At 64.0% G+C, this 17,568-nt stretch carries 21 protein-coding genes; 9 read left to right on the forward strand and 12 right to left on the reverse strand.

From position 1 onward, the window contains the following. Positions 1-48 precede the first annotated feature (48 nt). Positions 49-348, reverse strand: a complete 300-nt coding sequence (locus tag RFM98_RS12940) for a HigA family addiction module antitoxin (RefSeq protein WP_320309224.1) — start codon at positions 346-348, stop codon at positions 49-51. A gap of 399 nt (positions 349-747) precedes the next feature. On the opposite strand from RFM98_RS12940, the gene RFM98_RS12945 reads away from it, so the two are divergent. The 4 genes from RFM98_RS12945 to rpsP all read left to right on the forward strand — a co-directional run bounded on the left by RFM98_RS12945 (position 748) and on the right by rpsP (position 4,417). Next, positions 748-1,698, forward strand: a complete 951-nt coding sequence (locus RFM98_RS12945; RefSeq protein WP_320309225.1) for a CPBP family intramembrane glutamic endopeptidase — start codon at positions 748-750, stop codon at positions 1,696-1,698. A 345-nt stretch (positions 1,699-2,043) separates the two neighbouring features. Beyond that, on the forward strand, positions 2,044-3,633 hold the full coding sequence (ffh, locus tag RFM98_RS12950) for a signal recognition particle protein (protein ID WP_320309226.1): 1,590 nt from the start codon (positions 2,044-2,046) through the stop codon (positions 3,631-3,633). A gap of 7 nt (positions 3,634-3,640) precedes the next feature. Beyond that, the gene (locus RFM98_RS12955; protein WP_320309227.1) at positions 3,641-3,967 is read left to right on the forward strand and encodes a chorismate mutase; all 327 of its coding nucleotides are present in this window, start codon (positions 3,641-3,643) and stop codon (positions 3,965-3,967) included. A 48-nt stretch (positions 3,968-4,015) separates the two neighbouring features. Next, positions 4,016-4,417, forward strand: coding sequence for a 30S ribosomal protein S16 (rpsP, locus tag RFM98_RS12960; protein WP_320309228.1), 402 nt, complete (start codon positions 4,016-4,018; stop codon positions 4,415-4,417). 80 nt (positions 4,418-4,497) lie between these two features. Here the strand turns inward: rpsP and RFM98_RS12965 are convergent, their stop codons facing one another. The 4 genes from RFM98_RS12965 to RFM98_RS12980 form a co-directional block, all read right to left on the reverse strand. Then, positions 4,498-4,761 (reverse strand): YMGG-like glycine zipper-containing protein, encoded by a 264-nt coding sequence (locus tag RFM98_RS12965; RefSeq protein WP_320309229.1) that lies wholly within the window; start codon positions 4,759-4,761, stop codon positions 4,498-4,500. Between the two features lie 152 nt (positions 4,762-4,913). Continuing rightward, a complete protein-coding gene (locus RFM98_RS12970; protein ID WP_320309230.1) occupies positions 4,914-5,441 on the reverse strand; it encodes an SRPBCC family protein in 528 nt (175 codons plus the stop codon). Positions 5,442-5,453: 12 nt separating this feature from the next. Continuing rightward, on the reverse strand, positions 5,454-5,864 hold the full coding sequence (locus RFM98_RS12975) for a DoxX family protein (RefSeq protein WP_320309231.1): 411 nt from the start codon (positions 5,862-5,864) through the stop codon (positions 5,454-5,456). 215 nt (positions 5,865-6,079) lie between these two features. Beyond that, positions 6,080-6,985 carry a bestrophin family protein gene (locus tag RFM98_RS12980; protein ID WP_320309232.1) on the reverse strand — a complete coding sequence of 302 codons (906 nt, stop codon included), beginning with the start codon at positions 6,983-6,985 and terminating at the stop codon, positions 6,080-6,082. A gap of 172 nt (positions 6,986-7,157) precedes the next feature. Between RFM98_RS12980 and RFM98_RS12985 the strand changes: the two genes are divergently transcribed. After that, on the forward strand, positions 7,158-7,574 hold the full coding sequence (locus tag RFM98_RS12985) for an ACT domain-containing protein (RefSeq protein ID WP_320309233.1): 417 nt from the start codon (positions 7,158-7,160) through the stop codon (positions 7,572-7,574). Here the strand turns inward: RFM98_RS12985 and RFM98_RS12990 are convergent. Together RFM98_RS12990 and RFM98_RS12995 are read right to left on the reverse strand one after the other, a co-directional pair. Then, the gene (locus tag RFM98_RS12990) at positions 7,564-8,016 is read right to left on the reverse strand and encodes a GNAT family N-acetyltransferase (RefSeq protein WP_320309234.1); all 453 of its coding nucleotides are present in this window, start codon (positions 8,014-8,016) and stop codon (positions 7,564-7,566) included. The genes RFM98_RS12985 and RFM98_RS12990 overlap by 11 nt on opposite strands. Positions 8,017-8,181: 165 nt before the next feature. Continuing rightward, the gene (locus tag RFM98_RS12995; RefSeq protein WP_320309235.1) at positions 8,182-9,216 is read right to left on the reverse strand and encodes an aspartate-semialdehyde dehydrogenase; all 1,035 of its coding nucleotides are present in this window, start codon (positions 9,214-9,216) and stop codon (positions 8,182-8,184) included. 586 nt (positions 9,217-9,802) lie between these two features. Between RFM98_RS12995 and RFM98_RS13000 the strand changes: the two genes are divergently transcribed. Beyond that, positions 9,803-11,650 (forward strand): DEAD/DEAH box helicase, encoded by a 1,848-nt coding sequence (locus RFM98_RS13000; RefSeq protein ID WP_320309236.1) that lies wholly within the window; start codon positions 9,803-9,805, stop codon positions 11,648-11,650. Positions 11,651-11,976: 326 nt separating this feature from the next. Here RFM98_RS13000 and leuB read toward each other — a convergent pair whose 3' ends face one another. The 5 genes from leuB to leuD form a co-directional block, all read right to left on the reverse strand. Then, complete coding sequence (gene leuB / locus RFM98_RS13005) at positions 11,977-13,080, reverse strand: 3-isopropylmalate dehydrogenase (protein ID WP_320309237.1); 1,104 nt, start codon at positions 13,078-13,080, stop codon at positions 11,977-11,979. A gap of 307 nt (positions 13,081-13,387) precedes the next feature. Further along, complete coding sequence (locus RFM98_RS13010; RefSeq protein WP_320309238.1) at positions 13,388-13,738, reverse strand: VOC family protein; 351 nt, start codon at positions 13,736-13,738, stop codon at positions 13,388-13,390. A gap of 10 nt (positions 13,739-13,748) precedes the next feature. Beyond that, entirely contained in the window at positions 13,749-14,132 is a 384-nt protein-coding gene (locus RFM98_RS13015; protein WP_320309239.1) for a RidA family protein, read from the reverse strand. A gap of 336 nt (positions 14,133-14,468) precedes the next feature. Continuing rightward, a complete protein-coding gene (locus tag RFM98_RS13020) occupies positions 14,469-15,386 on the reverse strand; it encodes an Ivy family c-type lysozyme inhibitor (protein WP_320309240.1) in 918 nt (305 codons plus the stop codon). Positions 15,387-15,496: 110 nt separating this feature from the next. Continuing rightward, entirely contained in the window at positions 15,497-16,102 is a 606-nt protein-coding gene (leuD, locus tag RFM98_RS13025; protein WP_320309241.1) for a 3-isopropylmalate dehydratase small subunit, read from the reverse strand. A gap of 148 nt (positions 16,103-16,250) precedes the next feature. Between leuD and RFM98_RS13030 the strand changes: the two genes are divergently transcribed. The 3 genes from RFM98_RS13030 to RFM98_RS13040 all read left to right on the forward strand — a co-directional run bounded on the left by RFM98_RS13030 (position 16,251) and on the right by RFM98_RS13040 (position 17,529). After that, positions 16,251-16,676, forward strand: coding sequence for a GNAT family N-acetyltransferase (locus tag RFM98_RS13030; RefSeq protein WP_320309242.1), 426 nt, complete (start codon positions 16,251-16,253; stop codon positions 16,674-16,676). A gap of 86 nt (positions 16,677-16,762) precedes the next feature. After that, positions 16,763-17,083, forward strand: coding sequence for an ArsR/SmtB family transcription factor (locus RFM98_RS13035; RefSeq protein ID WP_320309243.1), 321 nt, complete (start codon positions 16,763-16,765; stop codon positions 17,081-17,083). Continuing rightward, entirely contained in the window at positions 17,080-17,529 is a 450-nt protein-coding gene (locus tag RFM98_RS13040; protein WP_320309244.1) for an SRPBCC family protein, read from the forward strand. Before RFM98_RS13035 ends, RFM98_RS13040 begins: the two co-directional genes overlap by 4 nt. The last annotated feature ends 39 nt before the right edge of the window (positions 17,530-17,568 follow it).

Below are 17,568 nucleotides of genomic sequence, written 5' to 3' on the forward strand. Positions count from 1 at the left end.
GCGGCCGCCAGCGATGGCGGCCGTTTTGCTTGCTCCGCCGACCGAAACTCAGGCGGCTTGCATCTGCTCGATCGACGCGATTTCGGCCTTCTTTGCCTCGCCTTCCACCGCGAGATCGTAGCTGGCCTGCATGTTCATCCAGAACCGGGGCGTCGTGCCGAAGAACTTGGCAAGGCGAAGCGCCGTGTCTGGTGTTACGGGCGTGGTTTCGCTCGCTAGGCGCTCGATGCGCGTGCGAGGAACATGTAGCTTCTTGGCCAACGTATATGGTTTCAGCCCAAGCGGGACCAGATACTCCTCACGGAGGATTTCGCCCGGATGGATCGGCGGGAAGATGCTGGCAGCCATCTTCATTTCCTTTCTGGTTGCGGGCACATGCCGCGACTTCGTCATTCCAGGGCGAAGCAGGAGCGAAGCTCCGTCGCGGAGACCCTGGAATCCATTCCGTTACATCGACCGAAGAGTGCAGCGGTGCGGAATTCTGGCTCGTTGCGGCGCCTCGAAGTCACGGAATGGATCCTCGGGTCTGCGCGCGTCGCTTCGCTCCTTGCTTCGCCCGTGGATGACGACGCGATAGACGTTCCAGCTCGTCTCCAATCGTGACAGCGGGTCACGTCGTTCGATAGCATCTTTCAAGGTTCTTTGCACTCGAAGCGACCCAACTCAGCTGCTAGTTCCGCCGAGTAATCGCGCGGTAACCGGCGATCTCCTAGATTGCATGGCCAACGCCTTCGGCAGGGGAGCCGCGTGACGATCGAAAATGCCGCCTTCGAGCGCTATCGCTGCTCGCCGAACGAAAAGACCAGCTCGCTGCGCCTGCTGTTCGGAACGGCGATCGTCGTCGTGTGCTGGATGGCCGCGACGGCATTGGTGCTGTTTGCCGGCACCTATGCCTACATCGTCTGGCGTCTCCCCGGCCCCTCGAGCGGGCGCTACATGCAGGACTTCCTGGCATCGCCCATCGGCATCCTCAGCGCCCTGACCTCCTTTGCCGGCATCTGGATCGGCCTGTGGGTGGCGATGCGCTACGTGCATGGCGAGCCGCTCGCGGCCCTTTTCGGCTTCAGTCGCCGCATCGCGGGCGGCGATTTCCTCAAGGGCCTGGTTGCGGTCCTGATCACCTCGCTCTTCTCCGAGATCCTGCTCTATTGGCTACAGCCGGAGATCGCGCGCGGACCGATCGCGTTATCGTCCTGGCTGCTCTTCCTGGTGCCGATCGCACTCCTCGCCTTCCTGCAGACGTCGTCGGAAGAAGTGCTGTTTCGCGGCTATCTGCTGCGTGGCTTGGCCTATCGCTTCAAGAGCCCGCTGATCTGGGCGGTGCTGCCGGGACTGCTATTCACCTCGCTGCACTGGAATTCGGCCTCGACGCTGGCCATCAATGCCTGTGTGCTCGTCTCGATCGGCGCCTTTGCCTTGCTGCTCACACTGCTGGTCTATGTCACCGGCAATCTCGGCGCCGGTTTCGGCGCGCATCTCGGCAACAACCTGACCGGCTTCCTGCTGATCTCGCACCAGGAGGGCTACAATTCCTTCGCGCTGCTCAACGCCAGGCCCCTCGAAGGCCCCGGTTGGACCAGCCTGGACGCTGTTCTCATCGCCGCCATCGGCATCGTCAGCACGCTTTTGACGATGCTGCTGCTTTTGCATCGGCGTTCGCCGCTCAAGGTTGGGACGAACAAGCAAAGCCCGCGGTGAGCCGCCTCAAATCGCGGCGTCTTGACCCGGATTTGAGCATTGTTTTTTGATGCATGTCGTTGCCGCAAAACCGCTGCGCACTTTTGCGCGGCATGCATTAGCCTTGACTCCGCGGCCGATTTCCTGTCTAGAGCCGCTGAATTCCGCGACGAGTTTTCTTTCGCGAAAGCCGACCAGGACGCCGAAGCCTCTTTGAGGCAAGAGCTGTAAAGAGATCCTGGAGGCCAACACCCGGCAGCGCAATGCGCCCCCGGGTGCTTTTTGGCTTTGCGCTTTTGCTTGGCGAACCCAGCGCGAACGCACTACCTCTCGGGCATCCACAGGTGCCAGGGAAAAGGAAAAAGAATGTTTGAATCACTACAGGAACGCCTTGGTTCGATCCTGAACGGCCTGACCGGCCGCGGCGCGCTGTCCGAGGCGGATGTCTCGGCGGCGCTTCGCGAGGTGCGTCGTGCGCTGCTCGAGGCCGACGTCGCGCTGGAAGTGGTTCGCTCCTTCACCGACAAGGTGCGCGAGAAGGCGGTCGGCGCGGCGGTGCTCAAGTCGATCAAGCCCGGACAGATGGTCGTCAAGATCGTCCATGACGAGCTGGTCGACATGCTGGGTGCCGAAGGTGTGGCCGTCGACCTCAACGCGCCGGCGCCTGTCGTCGTCATGATGGTCGGCCTGCAGGGCTCCGGCAAGACGACCACTTCGGCCAAGATCGCCAAGCGCCTGAGCGAGCGGCAGAACAAGAAAGTCCTGATGGCCTCGCTCGACACGCGGCGTCCCGCCGCGCAGGAGCAGCTGCGCCAGCTCGGCGAGCAGACCAGGGTCGCCACGCTGCCGATCATCACCGGCCAGAGCCCGGTCGACATCGCCAAGCGCGCCGTGCAGGCGGCCAGGCTCGGCGGCCATGACGTCGTCATCCTCGACACCGCCGGCCGCACCCATATCGACGAGCCGCTGATGGTCGAGATGGCCGACATCAAGAAGGTGTCGTCGCCGCACGAGATCCTGCTGGTCGCCGACTCGCTGACCGGCCAGGATGCCGTGAACCTTGCCAAGAGCTTCGACGAGCGCGTCGGCATAACCGGCCTGGTGCTGACCAGGATGGACGGCGACGGCCGTGGCGGCGCCGCCCTTTCCATGCGCGCCGTCACCGGCAAGCCGATCAAGCTGATCGGCACCGGCGAAAAGATGGACGGGCTGGAGGAATTCCACCCCAAGCGCATCGCCGACCGCATCCTCGGCATGGGCGACATCGTTTCGCTCGTCGAGAAGGCCGCCGAAACCATCGACGCCGAGCAGGCGGCGGCGATGGCGAAAAAGATGCAGTCGGGCAAGTTCGACCTGAACGACCTCGCCCAGCAGCTTCAGCAGATGTCGAAAATGGGCGGCATGGGCGGGATCATGGGGATGATGCCCGGTATGGGCAAGATGAAGGACCAGCTCGCCGCCGCCGGCCTCGACGACAAGATGTTCGGCCGCCAGCTCGCCATCATCTCCTCGATGACCAAGGCCGAGCGCGCCAATCCCGATCTTTTGAAGCACTCGCGCAAGAAGCGCATCGCCGCCGGTTCCGGCACGGATGCTGCCGAGATCAACAAGCTCTTGAAGATGCATCGCGGCATGGCCGACATGATGAAGGCGATGGGCGGCAAGGGCAAAGGCGGTGGCCTCATGCGCGGCATGATGGGCGGCCTTGCCTCCAAGATGGGGCTCGGCGGCATGATGCCGGGCGGTGGAATGGGCGGGATGCCGGATCTTTCCAAGATGGATCCGAAGCAGCTCGAGGCCTTGCAGAAGCAGGCGCAGGCAGCCGGTCTCGGCAAAGGCATGCCGGGCGCTATGCCCGGTGGCGGCGGACTGCCAGGCCTGCCCGGCGGCATGAAACTTCCGGGTCTTCCCGGCCTGGGCGGTGGCGGGCTGCCTGGTTTGGGCAAGAAGAAATGAGCGGGCGATGAACGAGGAGAAGGACATGGCCGACGCACGCGTCATCCTGGCTGGCTACCGCGCTTCGATCGACAACATCGACGCCGCCCTCATCCATATGCTGGCCGAGCGCTTCCGCTGCACCAAGGCGGTCGGCGTGCTGAAGGCCGAGCATGGCCTGCCGCCCGCCGATCCGGCGCGCGAGCAGCAGCAGATCGCCCGCCTGCGCCAGCTGGCGAAGGATGCGCATCTCGATCCGGATTTCGCGGAGAAGTTTTTGAACTTCGTCGTCCGCGAAGTGATCCGGCACCACGAACAGATCGCCGCTGCCAACGGCGTGACGAAAACCGGCTGATAACCAGCCTGAACCGATCAACGAAATCAGAGCTTTAGGAGAAAAGAAATGGCACTGAAGATCAGACTGGCCCGCGCGGGCTCGAAGAAGCGTCCCTACTACCACGTCGTCGTCGCCGACGCCCGTTCGCCACGCGACGGCCGTTTCATCGAGTCGCTCGGCTCGTGGAACCCGCTGCTGCCGAAGGACGGCGAGCGCGTCAAGGTCGATGCCGACCGCGTCAAGCATTGGCTGTCGCACGGCGCCCAGCCGACCGACCGCGTGCTGCGCTTCCTCGACGAGGCCGGCCTTGCCCAGCGTGACGCCCGCTCGAACCCGAACAAGGCCCTGCCCGGCAAGAAGGCGCAGGAACGCGCTGCGCTGCTGAAGAAGGCGCAGGAAGACGCAGCAGCAGCGGCTGCCGCCGCAACTGCCGCTCCCGCCGAGGCTGAAGCCGCTACCGCCGAGTAATCTCGGTCTTTCTCACTTGCGAAAACGGCGGGCCTTGCCCGCCGTTTTTCTTTTGGTTTGATACCTCAGTAGCCTGCCGGTCAGTAACCCGCCGGACACCGCGCGATGTAAACGCGCCCGTAGCGGTCGCGATACCGGCATTGGCCGCTTTCGCTGGCGTGGCCGATCAGTGCACCTGCCACCGCGCCGACAGCGCCGCCGACAACCGCGCCCTGCACTGGATTGTTGGCAACCGCGGCACCGACCGCCGCACCGCCCAGGCCGCCGATCGCCGCGCCTTTTTCCGTTTGCGAGCAAGCGCCGAGCGCTGCCGTCAGCACCAAAATGGTCAGTATCTTCTTCATTGTGGTTCCTCTCTCACGGGGATCGCGGTCCTCGCCGCCATGGTCTAAACTCACGGACGGCTAATTTGATCCCGAAGAGGATGAAGATTGCCGATTGGCGTCGGCGCAGGTTGCGCCGGCATCTCACGATCTCATTGAAACAAATAGATTTTCTATCGTTCGGTGGCGCGTTTGAGATTGGCGAGCCCGGCCTCGAAATCCTTGCCGATAAGCGTATCGAAGTTCATGAACAAGCCCATCAGCTTGGCGATGAACGGCCTGGCGCCGCGCATTGTCCAGGTGACCGTCGTGCCGTCGCCCGACGGCGAAAGCGAGAAGTCGACGCTGTTGTTGGCCCTGAACGGCTTTTCGAAATCGAGCTTCAGCGACACCAGCGACGATGGCGCCGAACCGGTGATCTCCATGCAGCCCTTGCCGGCCTTGGAATTGCCTTCCCAGGCATAGGCCGCGCCCTTGCCGCTTTCGGCGCCGGAAAGCGTGCGCTTCATCTCAGGATCGAGCTTTTCGAAGGGCGACCATTCGGGCCAGCGCCTGAAATCGTTGATCAGCGGAAAGATCGTCTCGGCCGGCGCCCTGATGCTGGCGGAACGGGTGACGACGAATTCGTTCGGCCGTGTCGCAGCGTAGATCAGCACGGCGGCGACGATGACGACGAGGATGATGACGATGGCGGTGAGCATCTTTTTCTCCCCTTATCGGCCGAACGGGATCAGCGCCCGCACTCTTTGGTCGCGCAGATAGAGCCCGCCCCACAGGATGATGCCGAGATAGACGCCGAACAGCGTGTGCGAGAAGACCGGGTTGCCGATCCGCACATGGGTCGAGACCGCGCCGCCCATATAGCCGGTGAGCAGGATGGCGCCGAGCACCGAGGTGCGCGGCAGGGCATAGAGCGCGGTCGAGATCAGGCCGACGATCCCGATCAGGCGCGCGACATTGGCGTCGGCCGGCCAGCCGAGTTCGGTCATCGTCCGGGTGACGATATCCAGCGGCGGCAGCTTGATGACGCCGTCGAAGATCATGAACAGGACAACGACGGCGCTGAGCGCGCGCCCGGTCCATAAAACACCTTTTGAGGCAGGCACGGCCTGGGAAATGCTCATGGATGTTCCCTCCACGGTTCAAGAACTGGCGCGTCTGCCAGCTTCGAGCCAAGGACGGGCCAGGACGCGGCCATCCTACAGGGGGCGGAGTCTTTTTAGCGCCGTCTCAATTGCGCCTCCGTCATCCACGGGCGGAGCGGGAGCGAAGCGGACGCGGAGACCCGAGGATGACGAAGAGCGAAGCGTTTCAGCAAATCTCCCAGGCAGCCGACATTCTACGAGAAGTAAAACTTGTCGGCCGCAATCATTTTCGGCGGCGTCTCGTCCAGCGCCTCGAACACGGAGATCTCGCAGACGCGGCACAGCCCGTCCAGCGCAAGGTCGTTGGCCTCGATGCCGAACGGGTCCTCGAGCTCTTCCGACAGTGCGTCGAGGCCGAAGAAAGTATAGGCGATCAGCGCCGTGAACAGCGGCGTCGCCCAGCCCGTGGTCGAAATCAGGCCGATCGGCAAAAGCAGGCAGACGACATAGGCCGTCCGATGCACCAGAAGCGTATAGGCGAAGGGCAAGGGCGTGCCCGCGATCCGCTCGCAGCCGGCCTGGATGGCGGCGATCGCGGCCAGCCTTTCATCGAGGATGCGGAAGCCGATCGGATCGAGCGCGCCCGCCTCGCGCCGTGCATTGGCGCGACGGCCCATGCGGCGGACCATGTCGTCGGCGGGATTGGTGCGGCCGGCTGCCTGGTCGACCTCGTCGCCGATGAAGGCGCGCGCGTCCTTGATACTGTCGATCCTGCGCAATTGCCCGCGCAGCAGATGGCAGAAGGCAAGCGCCTCCATCAAAAGCGCGCGCTGCTCGGTCCGGTCACTGACCAGACTGGTGGTGGCGCGCGCCAGGTTGCGGATCTCGAAAACCAGCGCGCCCCAGAGCTTGCGAGCCTCCCACCAGCGGTCATAGGCGGCGTTGTTGCGGAACGACAGATAGATCGACAGCGTCACGCCGACGAGCCCGAAGGGTGTGATGTTGAAGGCGCTGAGGTCGAGATGGAACCGCCGTGCCAGCAGCAGGACGACCGCCGAATAGATGGCAAAACCGATGATCTGCGGCAGGATGCGCGGCACCACCGAACCCCGCATGATGAAGAACAGCTGCAGGAATGTCGGGCGCGGACGGACAATCATTGCGTGAACCTTTGCGAGCCGGCTTGGCTTTGATGTCTTATTGTGTGGCAAAGGCCCGCGGCGCAGCCGCAAGCGACATCGCCATGTCGTCGGCATGGTCCTGGCGCGCCGCTGGCATTTGCGGGTATCGAGAATTGCAGATTGCGATGCGCATAGGTGTCGAGAAGGGACGATGACAGGCGAAACCGACCTGCGAAAACTGCTCGCGTCGATGACGCCGCAGCTGCTTCCCGCAACCTATGTCTTCGCCACGCTGGCTTCGGATGTGCCGATCCCGGCAGGGCTCGAACCCGTCATGCAATTTCGCGAGCGCGAAGGGCTGACGCTGATCGTGACGGAGGACGAAGCGAAGGCCGCCGGCCTCGCCGGCACGTTCCGCTGCCGGATGATCACGCTCGACATCCATTCGTCGCTGGAGGCCGTCGGCTTCCTCGCCGCCATCACGGCGCGGCTGGCCGCCGCCGGCATGGGCGTCAATCCGGTCTCGGCCTTCTATCACGATCATCTCTTCGTGCCGGCCGAGCGGGCGGAAGAAGCGCTCACCATATTGCGCGAGCTAGCGGCGGAAAGCAGTGAACTCAGCGCCTGAGCACGTAAAGAATATCCGGCAGGCCTTCCTCGTTGGTCGAGCCGTCGCCGAAGGCTTCTGCGCGAAAGCCATGGCGTTCGTAGAACCGTCGCGCGCCGCTATTGGCCTGGAAGCAGTGAAGTTTTACCGAAGATAGGCCGCCAGTGGCCTGGACAAGCAGCCGGCTGCCGATGCCTTGCCCTGTCCAGGCTGGATCGAGATAGAGCTGCTCGACCCAATCGCCGTTGACGGCGATGAAGCCGACGATACGCTCGCCGGCTTCGGCGACCGTCACCTGCTGACTGGGCAGCAGGATGTCGCGGATGAAGAAAAGATCCTCATCCGGCGTATGCAGAACCGGCATCCAGTCAAAGGCATTGAGCGATGCACGCATCATCGTCGCGATGGCGGCGGCGTCCGAGCTTGTGGCTGGGCGAAGCAAGATTTCAGGAAAACTGGACATGCCGGCGCTGCCCCTCATCCGCCCTTCGGGCACCTTCTCCCCGTAAAACGGGGAGAAGGAAAGGCGCCCCGGCTGAAGGCCGAGCCCGCGACTGCGGGCCGCCGGTCGTCCGGCGCCCCCGCGGAGGGCCAGCCGCGGCAGCGGCGGTGCGGCCCGTGAGCGAGATTATGCCGCCTTCTTCTTCGGCTGGATCAGGCCGCGCTCGACCAGGAGCTCGGCGATCTGCACCGCGTTCAGCGCCGCGCCCTTGCGCAGATTGTCGGAAACGACCCACATCGACAGGCCGTTGTCGACGGTCGAATCCTCGCGAATGCGCGAGATGAAGGTTGCGTCCTCGCCGGCCGATTCCAGCGGCGTGATGTAGCCGCCGTCCTCGCGCTTATCGAGCACCTGGCATCCGGGCGCCTCGCGCAGGATCTCGCGCGCCTCGTCGGCGGTGATCGGCTTCTCGAACTCGATGTTGACCGCTTCCGAATGCCCGATGAACACCGGCACGCGCACGCAGGTCGCTGTCAGCTTGATCTTGGGGTCGAGCATCTTCTTGGTCTCTGCGACCATCTTCCACTCTTCCTTGGTGAAACCGTCGTCGAGGAAGACGTCGATATGCGGGATGACGTTGAAGGCGATGCGCTTGGTGAACTTCTTGACGTCGACTTGGTCGGCGACGAACACGGCGCGGGTCTGCGTGAACAGCTCGTCCATGCCTTCCTTGCCGGCGCCTGAGACCGACTGGTAGGTGGCGACGACGACGCGCTTGATGGTGGCGACGTCGTGCAGCGGCTTCAGCGCCACGACCAGCTGCGCCGTCGAGCAGTTCGGGTTGGCGATGATGTTCTTGCGGGTAAACAGCGAGATCGCGTCCGGGTTCACCTCCGGCACGATCAGCGGCACGTCCTGGTCGTAGCGGAAGGCCGACGAATTATCGATGACCACGCAGCCCTGCTTGCCGATCTTGGGCGACCATTCCTTCGAGATGTTGCCGCCGGCCGACATGACGCAGATGTCGGTGTCGGAAAAGTCATACTGGTCGAGCGCCTTGACCTTCAGCGTACGATCGCCGAACGACACCTCGGTGCCCTGGCTGCGCCGCGAGGCCAGCGCCACGACTTCGCTTACCGGGAAGCCGCGCTCGTCCAGTATGTTGAGCATTTCGCGGCCCACATTGCCCGTGGCGCCGACTACCGCAACCTTGAAACTCATAAAGATCTCCTGTCCCTCTCCGCTTGGTTGTTGGAGAAAACCCGCCGGCCTCATGCGGGTTTCGTCCCCCGGGCCGGACCCGGGAGAGGGTGGTTAGGCCAAGGGAATCACACCGTTTTGGTGGTGGTTTTGGCCGTAGTTTTGCTGGAACGGACGGACGCGTCGGAGCGCCCGGCCCAATGCTTAACATCGTGGCTGGGGGCGTCGAATGCAAGAAGAGCCATCAAAAGGCCGCGCATCGAAAAACGATCCCGTTCGACGCGGGCTTTTACGCGGTTTGGTAAAAGAGTCAATCGGCGCCAGCGCTCTCCTTCTCCCCTTGTGGGAGAAGGTGGATCGGCGCGATAGCGCCGAGACGGATGAGGGGTGTTCCAGCGGAGTGAGACGTCGGCTTTCCCTGGAACACCCCTCATCCGTCGCCTTCGGCGACACCTTCTCCCACAAGGGGAGAAGGGGAAGCCCGTGCCTCCCGCTCTGTACAATCGCAGTCGCAAGAAGTACGAACGCTCAAAATATCCATTGGCCTGCATGCGTCAGGCCTGCATGTGCTGCTCGATAAGCAAGCTCCGAATTCCGAAAGAAGAAAATGTCCAGTTTCGAAACGATCGTTCCTGCGCTGGCGCAGGCGCTGGAAAAGCGCGGTTATGCCGCGCTGACGCCGGTGCAGAAGGCGGTGCTTGGACCGGAGCTCGGCGAGGCCGACGCGCTGGTTTCGGCGCAGACCGGCTCCGGCAAGACCGTCGCCTTCGGCCTTGCCGTGGCGCCGACCCTGCTTGGCGGCGCTGAGCGTTTTGCCCAGGCGGCCGCGCCGCTGGGATTGGTCGTGGCGCCAACGCGCGAGCTGGCGCTGCAGGTGCGGCGCGAGCTGGAATGGCTCTACGAACTGACCGGCGCTGAGATCGCCTCCTGTGTCGGCGGTATGGATATGCGCACCGAGCGGCGCGCGCTGGAGCGCGGCGCCCACATCGTCGTCGGCACGCCGGGCCGGCTGCGCGACCACATCACGCGCGGCGCGCTCGACATGTCCGCGCTGAAGGCGGTGGTGCTGGACGAGGCCGACGAGATGCTCGACCTCGGTTTTCGCGAGGATCTCGAATTCATCCTCGACGCCGCCCCGGCCGAGCGCCGCACGCTGATGTTTTCGGCTACGGTGCCGCGCTCCATCGCCACACTTGCGCAGGGTTACCAGCGCGATGCGGTGCGCATCTCGGCCGGCGGCGAGGAGAAGCAGCATCTCGACATCGAATACCGGGCGCTGAACGTTGCCCAGGCCGACCGCGAGAACGCCATCATCAACGTGCTGCGTTTTTACGAGGCCAAGAACGCGCTGGTGTTCTGCAACACGCGTGCGGCGGTCAACCATCTCACCGCGCGCTTCAACAACCGCAACTTTTCCGTTGTGGCGCTATCGGGCGAGCTCAGCCAGAACGAGCGCAGCCACGCGCTGCAGGCGATGCGCGACGGCCGCGCCAAGGTCTGTATCGCGACGGACGTCGCCGCGCGCGGCATCGATCTGCCCAATCTCGAACTGGTGGTCCATGCCGACCTGCCGAGCAACCCGGAGACGCTGCTGCACCGCAGCGGTCGCACCGGCCGCGCCGGGCGCAAGGGCGTCAGCGCGCTGATCGTGCCGAACAACGCCCGCCGGCGTACCGAACGGCTGTTGCAGAACGCCAAGCTCACCGCGACCTGGGCGAGCCCGCCCTCGGCCGACGAGGTGCTGCGCCGCGACGACGAGCGCATCCTTGCCGACCCGGCCTTCGAAGAACCGGTGCGCGAGGAGGAGCGTGGCTTTATCGACACGCTTCTGGAAAAGCACGGCGCCGAGCAGGTGGCCGCCGCCTTCGTGCGGCTCTGCCGCGCCAGCCGCTCCGCGCCGGAGGATCTGCTTGACGTCGCGCCTTTCGCACCGTCGCGTGAGAAATTTGCGCGCAGCGACGAGGCCCCAGCCCGCCGCGACGATTTCGGCGACAGCGTCTGGTTCTCGCTGTCGGTCGGGCGCCGGCAGAATGCCGAGCCGCGCTGGCTGATCCCGATGCTGTGCCGCACCGCCGGCATGTCCAAGCGAGAGATCGGCGCCATCAAGATGCAGCCGGAGGAGACCTTCGTGCAGATCGCCGCCGAGTGGGCCGACCGGTTCCTGATGGCGATCGGCCCCGACCGCAAGCTGCAGGGCAACATCGCGGTCAAGCGGATCGACGGCACGCCGGACCTGTCGCGCGCCGGCTACCAGCCACCGAAACCGGATAAGAAGCCGCACCGCGGCAAGCGTTCTTTTGACCAGAACGCGCCCGGATTCGAGAAGCGGGCGCCGGGCGAGCGGCAGCCTGCTGGCGCGCCGGACTCAAAGCCGTGGGCGAAGAAGGCGGGTAAGGCGAAGTTCGACAAGCCAGGACCGGCGAAAAACAAGAAGTCGAAGAAGCGGCCAATCTAGCTGTAAGCCGACGCGCCAGCAGCCTCGCTTTCAAGAGCGGTAGTTTGACTTCGTCATTCCAGGGCGGAGCAAGGAGCGAAGCGACGCGCGCAGACCCTGGAATCCATGCCGTGACCTATGAGCGTCGCGGCGGTGCAGATCATGGCAACCGGAACGCCAAGGCTTTCTTTCTGCCCTGTTGCATTCTTCGGCAGGCGTCACGGCATGGCTTCCAGGGTCGCTACGCCCTGGAATGACGATGGATGGTCGCCCACCGCCAATCGCGGACCTGGCAGGTGTGAGCGCCTGGGTGCAACCAGGCGCCCGCCACCACCGGCCGTGACGGATCACCCCAGGAACTTGGCGATGATGGCGTCGCCCATCGCGGTGGTGCCGACCTCGGTCATGCCCGGGGAAGAAATGTCCTTGGTGCGCAGGCCGTCGTCGAGCACGGCGGCGATTGCGCCTTCGAGCTTGTCGGCCTCGGCGACCATGCCGAAGGAATAACGCAGGCACATGGCGAAGGAGGCGATCATCGCGATCGGGTTGGCGATGCCCTTGCCGGCGATGTCGGGCGCCGAGCCGTGCACCGGCTCGTAGAGCGCCTTGCGCTTCTTGGTCTTCACGTCCGGCGCGCCGAGCGAGGCCGAGGGCAGCATGCCGATGGAGCCCGTGAGCATGGCGGCGATGTCGGACAGCATGTCGCCGAACAGATTGTCGGTGACGATGACGTCGAACTGTTTTGGCCAGCGCACCAGCTGCATGCCGCCGGCATCGGCCAGCATGTGGTCGAGCTTGACGTCGCTGTACCTGGCCTTGTGCGTCTGGCTGACCACTTCGTTCCACAGCACGCCCGACTTCATGACGTTGCGCTTTTCCATCGAGGTGACGTGGTTCTTGCGGGTGCGCGCCAATTCGAAGGCGACGCCCGAGATGCGTTCGATCTCGAACGTGTCGTAGACCTGGGTGTCGATGCCGCGCCTCTGGCCGTTGCCGAGATCGATGATCTGCTTCGGCTCGCCAAAATAGACGCCGCCGGTGAGCTCGCGCACGATCAGGATGTCGAGGCCTTCGACCACGTCCTGCTTGAGCGAGGAAGAGGCGGCGAGAGCCGGATAACAGATCGCCGGACGCAGGTTGGCGAACAGCTCCATGTCCTTGCGCAGGCGCAAAAGCCCGGCCTCGGGACGCACCTCGTAAGGTACCTTGTCCCACTTCGGCCCGCCGACGGCGCCAAACAGCACCGCATCCGCGGCAACAGCCTTTGCCATGTCGGCTTCGGAGATCGCCACGCCATGCGCGTCATAGGCGCAGCCGCCGACCAGGCCCTCGTCGGTGGCAAAGCCGCTGCCGAGCTTGTCGTTCATGGCCTTGATCAGCTTCTTCACCTCGGCCATGGCCTCGGGGCCGATGCCGTCGCCGGCGAGCAGGAAGAGATTTTTCGAAGCCATGGAGAACCGTCCCAATGCAGTTTGGAGAAACGCGGCCTTGCTAAACGCCAAGCGGGCTGTGTGCAAGCCGGAACAGTGGTGAAGACAATCACAGACCTCGGCGATCCTTCGCACCCCCCTCTGCCCTGCCGGGCATCTCCCCCGCAAGGGGGGAGATTGGCAGCTTGGGCGCCGGCGCTCCCCTGCAACGTTGGCGATTGCCGAAAGCCTGCGCGACATCTGATCTCCCCCCTTGCGGGGGAGATGCCTGGCAGGACAGAGGGGGGTGCTGTCCCGCCGGCGTCTCGCGAGAAACCCGTGGGCGCGCCTACCGATGCGACAAAATATTCACCAATCTCCCGAACGGGTCGCGCACATAGAAGCGCCGCACGCCCCAGGGCTCGTCGGCCGGGCCGTATTCGATGGCGAAACCCGCTTCGCGCATAGCGACAAGCGCCGCGTCCACATCGTCGACCTCGATCGAAAGCTCCGGCACCGGCGTGTCCGATCCGCCTTGCGCCATGAAGCTGACCTGCACCTGCATCCTTTCATCGGAGCCGTAGGTGGCGATCCAGCCGTGATCCATGAGGATGTCGAGGCCAAGCACGTCATGATAGAAGCGCTTCGCCGCCGCGATATCCTTCGTGGCAATGTTGGTTACGATGCGCCGGACTGTCATCGCAGCCCCCTCAGGCCGTCCGCCTGAGCGCCGTCACCTCGATCTCGATCTTCATCTCCGGCTTGTTGAGCTGGCACACGATCATCGTCGCCGCCGGGCGGATGTCGCCGAACGCCTCGCCGAGGATCGGGAAGACCACGTCGACGAAAGCCTGGTCGGTGATGTAGTAATGCGCCCGCACCACGTCGGCCATGTCGAAGCCGCCATCGGAGAGCGCTTTGGCGATGGTGGCGAGGCAATTGCGCGTCTGCGCCTCGACCGTGTCGGGCATTGTCATGGTGGCATAGTCGTAGCCGGTCGTGCCGGAGACGAAGCACCAGTCGCCCTGCACCACCGCGCGCGAATAGCCGGCGGTTTTTTCGAAGGGCGAACCGGTTGAGATGAGTTTGCGCATGGGAGGTCTCGCGTCGGTTGCCACCCGTCTAGCAGCGGAAGACGGCGTGGTCGTGGGCCAAGCTGGACGGACCGTTGTCGTGGTCCAGCAAAGGGCAAGCTTCGGAGATTGGCCGCGGCCCCCCTCCGGTCGTCATTCCAGGGCGGAGCAAGGAGCGAAGCGACGCGCGCAGACCCTGGAATCCATGCCGTTTCACCGAAGCGCCGCCAGCGGCGCAGAACTCCGCATCGTCGCACTCTACGGCAACTGTCATGGCATGGATCCTCGGGTCTGCGCTCCGCTTCGCGTCGCTCCGCCCGTGGATGACGAAGCCGCGCGGATAGCAGAGCCGAAACCCTAATTCCCCGACCCCTGCGCGTCGTCATACGCCTTCTTGATATCCGCCGGCCAGTCCTTCACCAGTGGCCAGGCCTGCGGCTCGCCATTGTCGCCACGGCGGGCGAAATAGACCTTGTGCCTGGCCGGGTCGACGGCCATGAACCCGTCATTGCCGCCGCAATCATGCGGCACGCAGCCGGTGGCGTAGAAGGCGCCCGACGCGGTCTTTTCGGTGCCGCCGCCGACCAGCAGGCTGGTCGCCATGTCGGGCATGTCGTTGCCGAGCAGCGCCTGTCCGGCCTTGTAGACGGCCTCGTTGTGGAAGGCGTCGATGATGTTATCGTATTTCGACGGGTCGACATCCTTCCAGTCAGTGCCGGGTTCCGGCGTGTAGGCCAGGTTGCCGGAGGTCGTCAACCCTTCCGTGGGCGACCATTGCAGCGCCGGCTTGGAATCGCCCGGCAGAAGATAGGGCACGTAGTAGATGGCGCTCTCGGAGATCGCGACCGGCGGCGCGCCGCACTCGTCCTGCTCGACGGTGGTGGTCTGGATTTCGCCGTCTTGCGGCTTCCAGGCGATCAGGCTCGCCGGGCCGCATTGATTGCCGCCGTCGCCGACGTCGAACAGCGCCACATTGACGTCGCCGACCTTGACGATCTTTTCGAAGAAGACGTCGTAGTTGCTGGCAAGCTGCTTGCCGTCAAAGGCCAGCACCTTCTCGCCATACTGCTCCTGCTGGGTGATGGTGAACTGGCCGCCCTCGAAAGGGATGGGCGCCTGCTTTTCCTCGTCCGAACCGGCCTGGTCGCTGTCCGATCCCTGGTCCGACGCGGCGGGCGCCGGCTGCGTTGCCGGCGCGGTGGTCTGCGCATTGGCCCCGATCGTGGCGAGAAGAATTGCCACTGAGGCGCCGGCGGCCAGAAGCGAACGTGTCATGACTGTCCCTCCATTCAGTCGCCACGAACCCGGCCTGCAACGGCCGGGCCTATCGTTCCATCAGAGCGGAGCGCCGTTTCGATGAAGCGGTCAAACCGCCCCAAAGCCGCTCAGGCCCAGGGGCGCAGCTCGGCGTTCTTCTTCTCGAAGGACGCGATGGCGGTCGCCTTCTCCATGGTCAGCCCGATATCGTCGAGGCCGTTGAGCAGGCAGTGGCGCTTGAAGTCGTCGAGGTCGAAGGTCACGACGCCGCCATCCGGACCGCGGATTTCCTTGGCTTCGAGGTCGACCGAAATTGTCGCGTTCGAACCGCGCGAGGCGTCGTCCATCAGCTTGTCCAGGTCTTCAGGGCTGACGGTGATCGGCAAGATGCCGTTCTTGAAGCAGTTGTTGTAGAAAATATCGGCGAAGGAGGTCGAGATCACGCAGCGGATGCCGAAATCGAGCAGCGCCCAGGGCGCATGCTCGCGGCTCGAGCCGCAGCCGAAATTGTCGCCGGCGACGAGGATCTGCGCCTTGCGATAGGCCGGCTTGTTGAGCACGAAATCCGGGTTCTCCGAACCGTCCTCATTGTAGCGCATCTCGGCGAAAAGGCCGGTGCCAAGCCCGGTGCGCTTGATCGTCTTCAGATAATCCTTCGGGATGATCATGTCGGTGTCGACATTGACGATCGGCATGGGCGCGGCGACGCCGGTGAGCTTTGTGAATTTGTCCATGGTCTTTGCCCGTCTTGATTGCTGGGCACGGTTTACACAAAGCGCCGGGCAAATGAAAGGCAGGTGTTGGCGCCTTGGCTTCAGCCATCGAACACAAGATCGGCACCGGGCGCTTTCAAAACGCCGCCAACTGCGCCACTTTGCCGGCATGGCCGTGCCTTCCAAAGTCCTCTACGCCAGCGAGCCCGCGCTCGACGTCGCCGAATTCCGCCGCGTACTGGTGGAATCCGGCCTTGGCAAGGTGAGGCCCGTCGACGACGAGGCGCGACTGAAGACGATGCTGGACAACGCCAATCTGGTGCTGACCGCGCGGCTCGACCGGGCGGACAGGCAACTGGTCGGCGTGGCGCGCGGCATCACCGATTTCTCCTGGGTCTGCTACATTTCCGACCTCGCCGTCTCCAAGGCAGCGCAAGGGCTCGGCGTCGGCAAGGGCCTGATGGACGAGGCGCAGCGGCAGCTCGGCCCTTCGGTCGCCGTCAGCCTGATCTCGATGCCCGACGCCGTCGGTTTCTACGAGCGCATCGGCATGACGCGCATGACCGACGCCTTCTGGTTCTCCCGCAAGCGCTGACCCTGCCTGACCGACTTACAAGCTGCAGGCGCCAATTTCTGTTGGCTTGTCGCTTGACATGCAACCAAATGGTTGCATATTAAGCCATGAGCATGGATGCTGTTTTTCGCGCTTTGGCCGACCCGACCCGCCGGCAGTTGCTGGACAGTCTCTGTGCCCGCAACGGGCAGACGCTGAACGCGCTCTGCGAACACATGGATATGACGCGGCAGGCGGTGACCAAGCACCTGGCGATCCTCGAAGAGGCGAACCTCGTGACCACCATGCGCCGGGGCCGGGAGAAGGAGCACTACCTCAACCCCGTTCCGATCAACGAAATCGCCGAGCGCTGGATCGGCAAGTTCGAGCGCCATCGGCTCAAAGCATTGAGCGACCTGAAGCAACGCCTTGAAAGGGAAGAGCCGTGAGCGAGAACAGCTTCGTCTATGTCACCTATATCCGCACAACGCCCGAAAAACTCTGGGAAGCGCTGACCGATCCGGACTTCAACCGGCAGTTCTTCCTCTGCTCCTATCAGGAGAGCGACTGGAAAGTCGGATCGAGCTGGAAACTGATCTTCCCTGACGGCCGCGTCGCCGACTCCGGCGAGATCCTGGAGATCGATCCGCCCAAACGCCTCGTGATCAAATGGCGCAACGAATGGCTGCCCGAGGTGAAGGAGGATGGCTATACGCGCTGCACCTTCGCCATCGAGCAGGATGGCGAGTTGACGAAACTCGCCGTTGTCCACGAGGCCGACGGCCCGCACAGTCTGATCCCGAACGTCGCCAAGGGCTGGCCGCTGGTGCTGGCGAGCCTCAAGAGCCTGCTTGAGACCGGCAAGGGATTTGAGCGCCCGCCATCAAAGCCATGAGCATTGGTTTCGGATACGAGACGATCCTGACAAAGGTGC

It is taken from the genome of Mesorhizobium australafricanum (assembly GCF_033977265.1).
In the GTDB taxonomy this organism is placed as follows: Bacteria; Pseudomonadota; Alphaproteobacteria; order Rhizobiales; family Rhizobiaceae; genus Mesorhizobium; species Mesorhizobium australafricanum.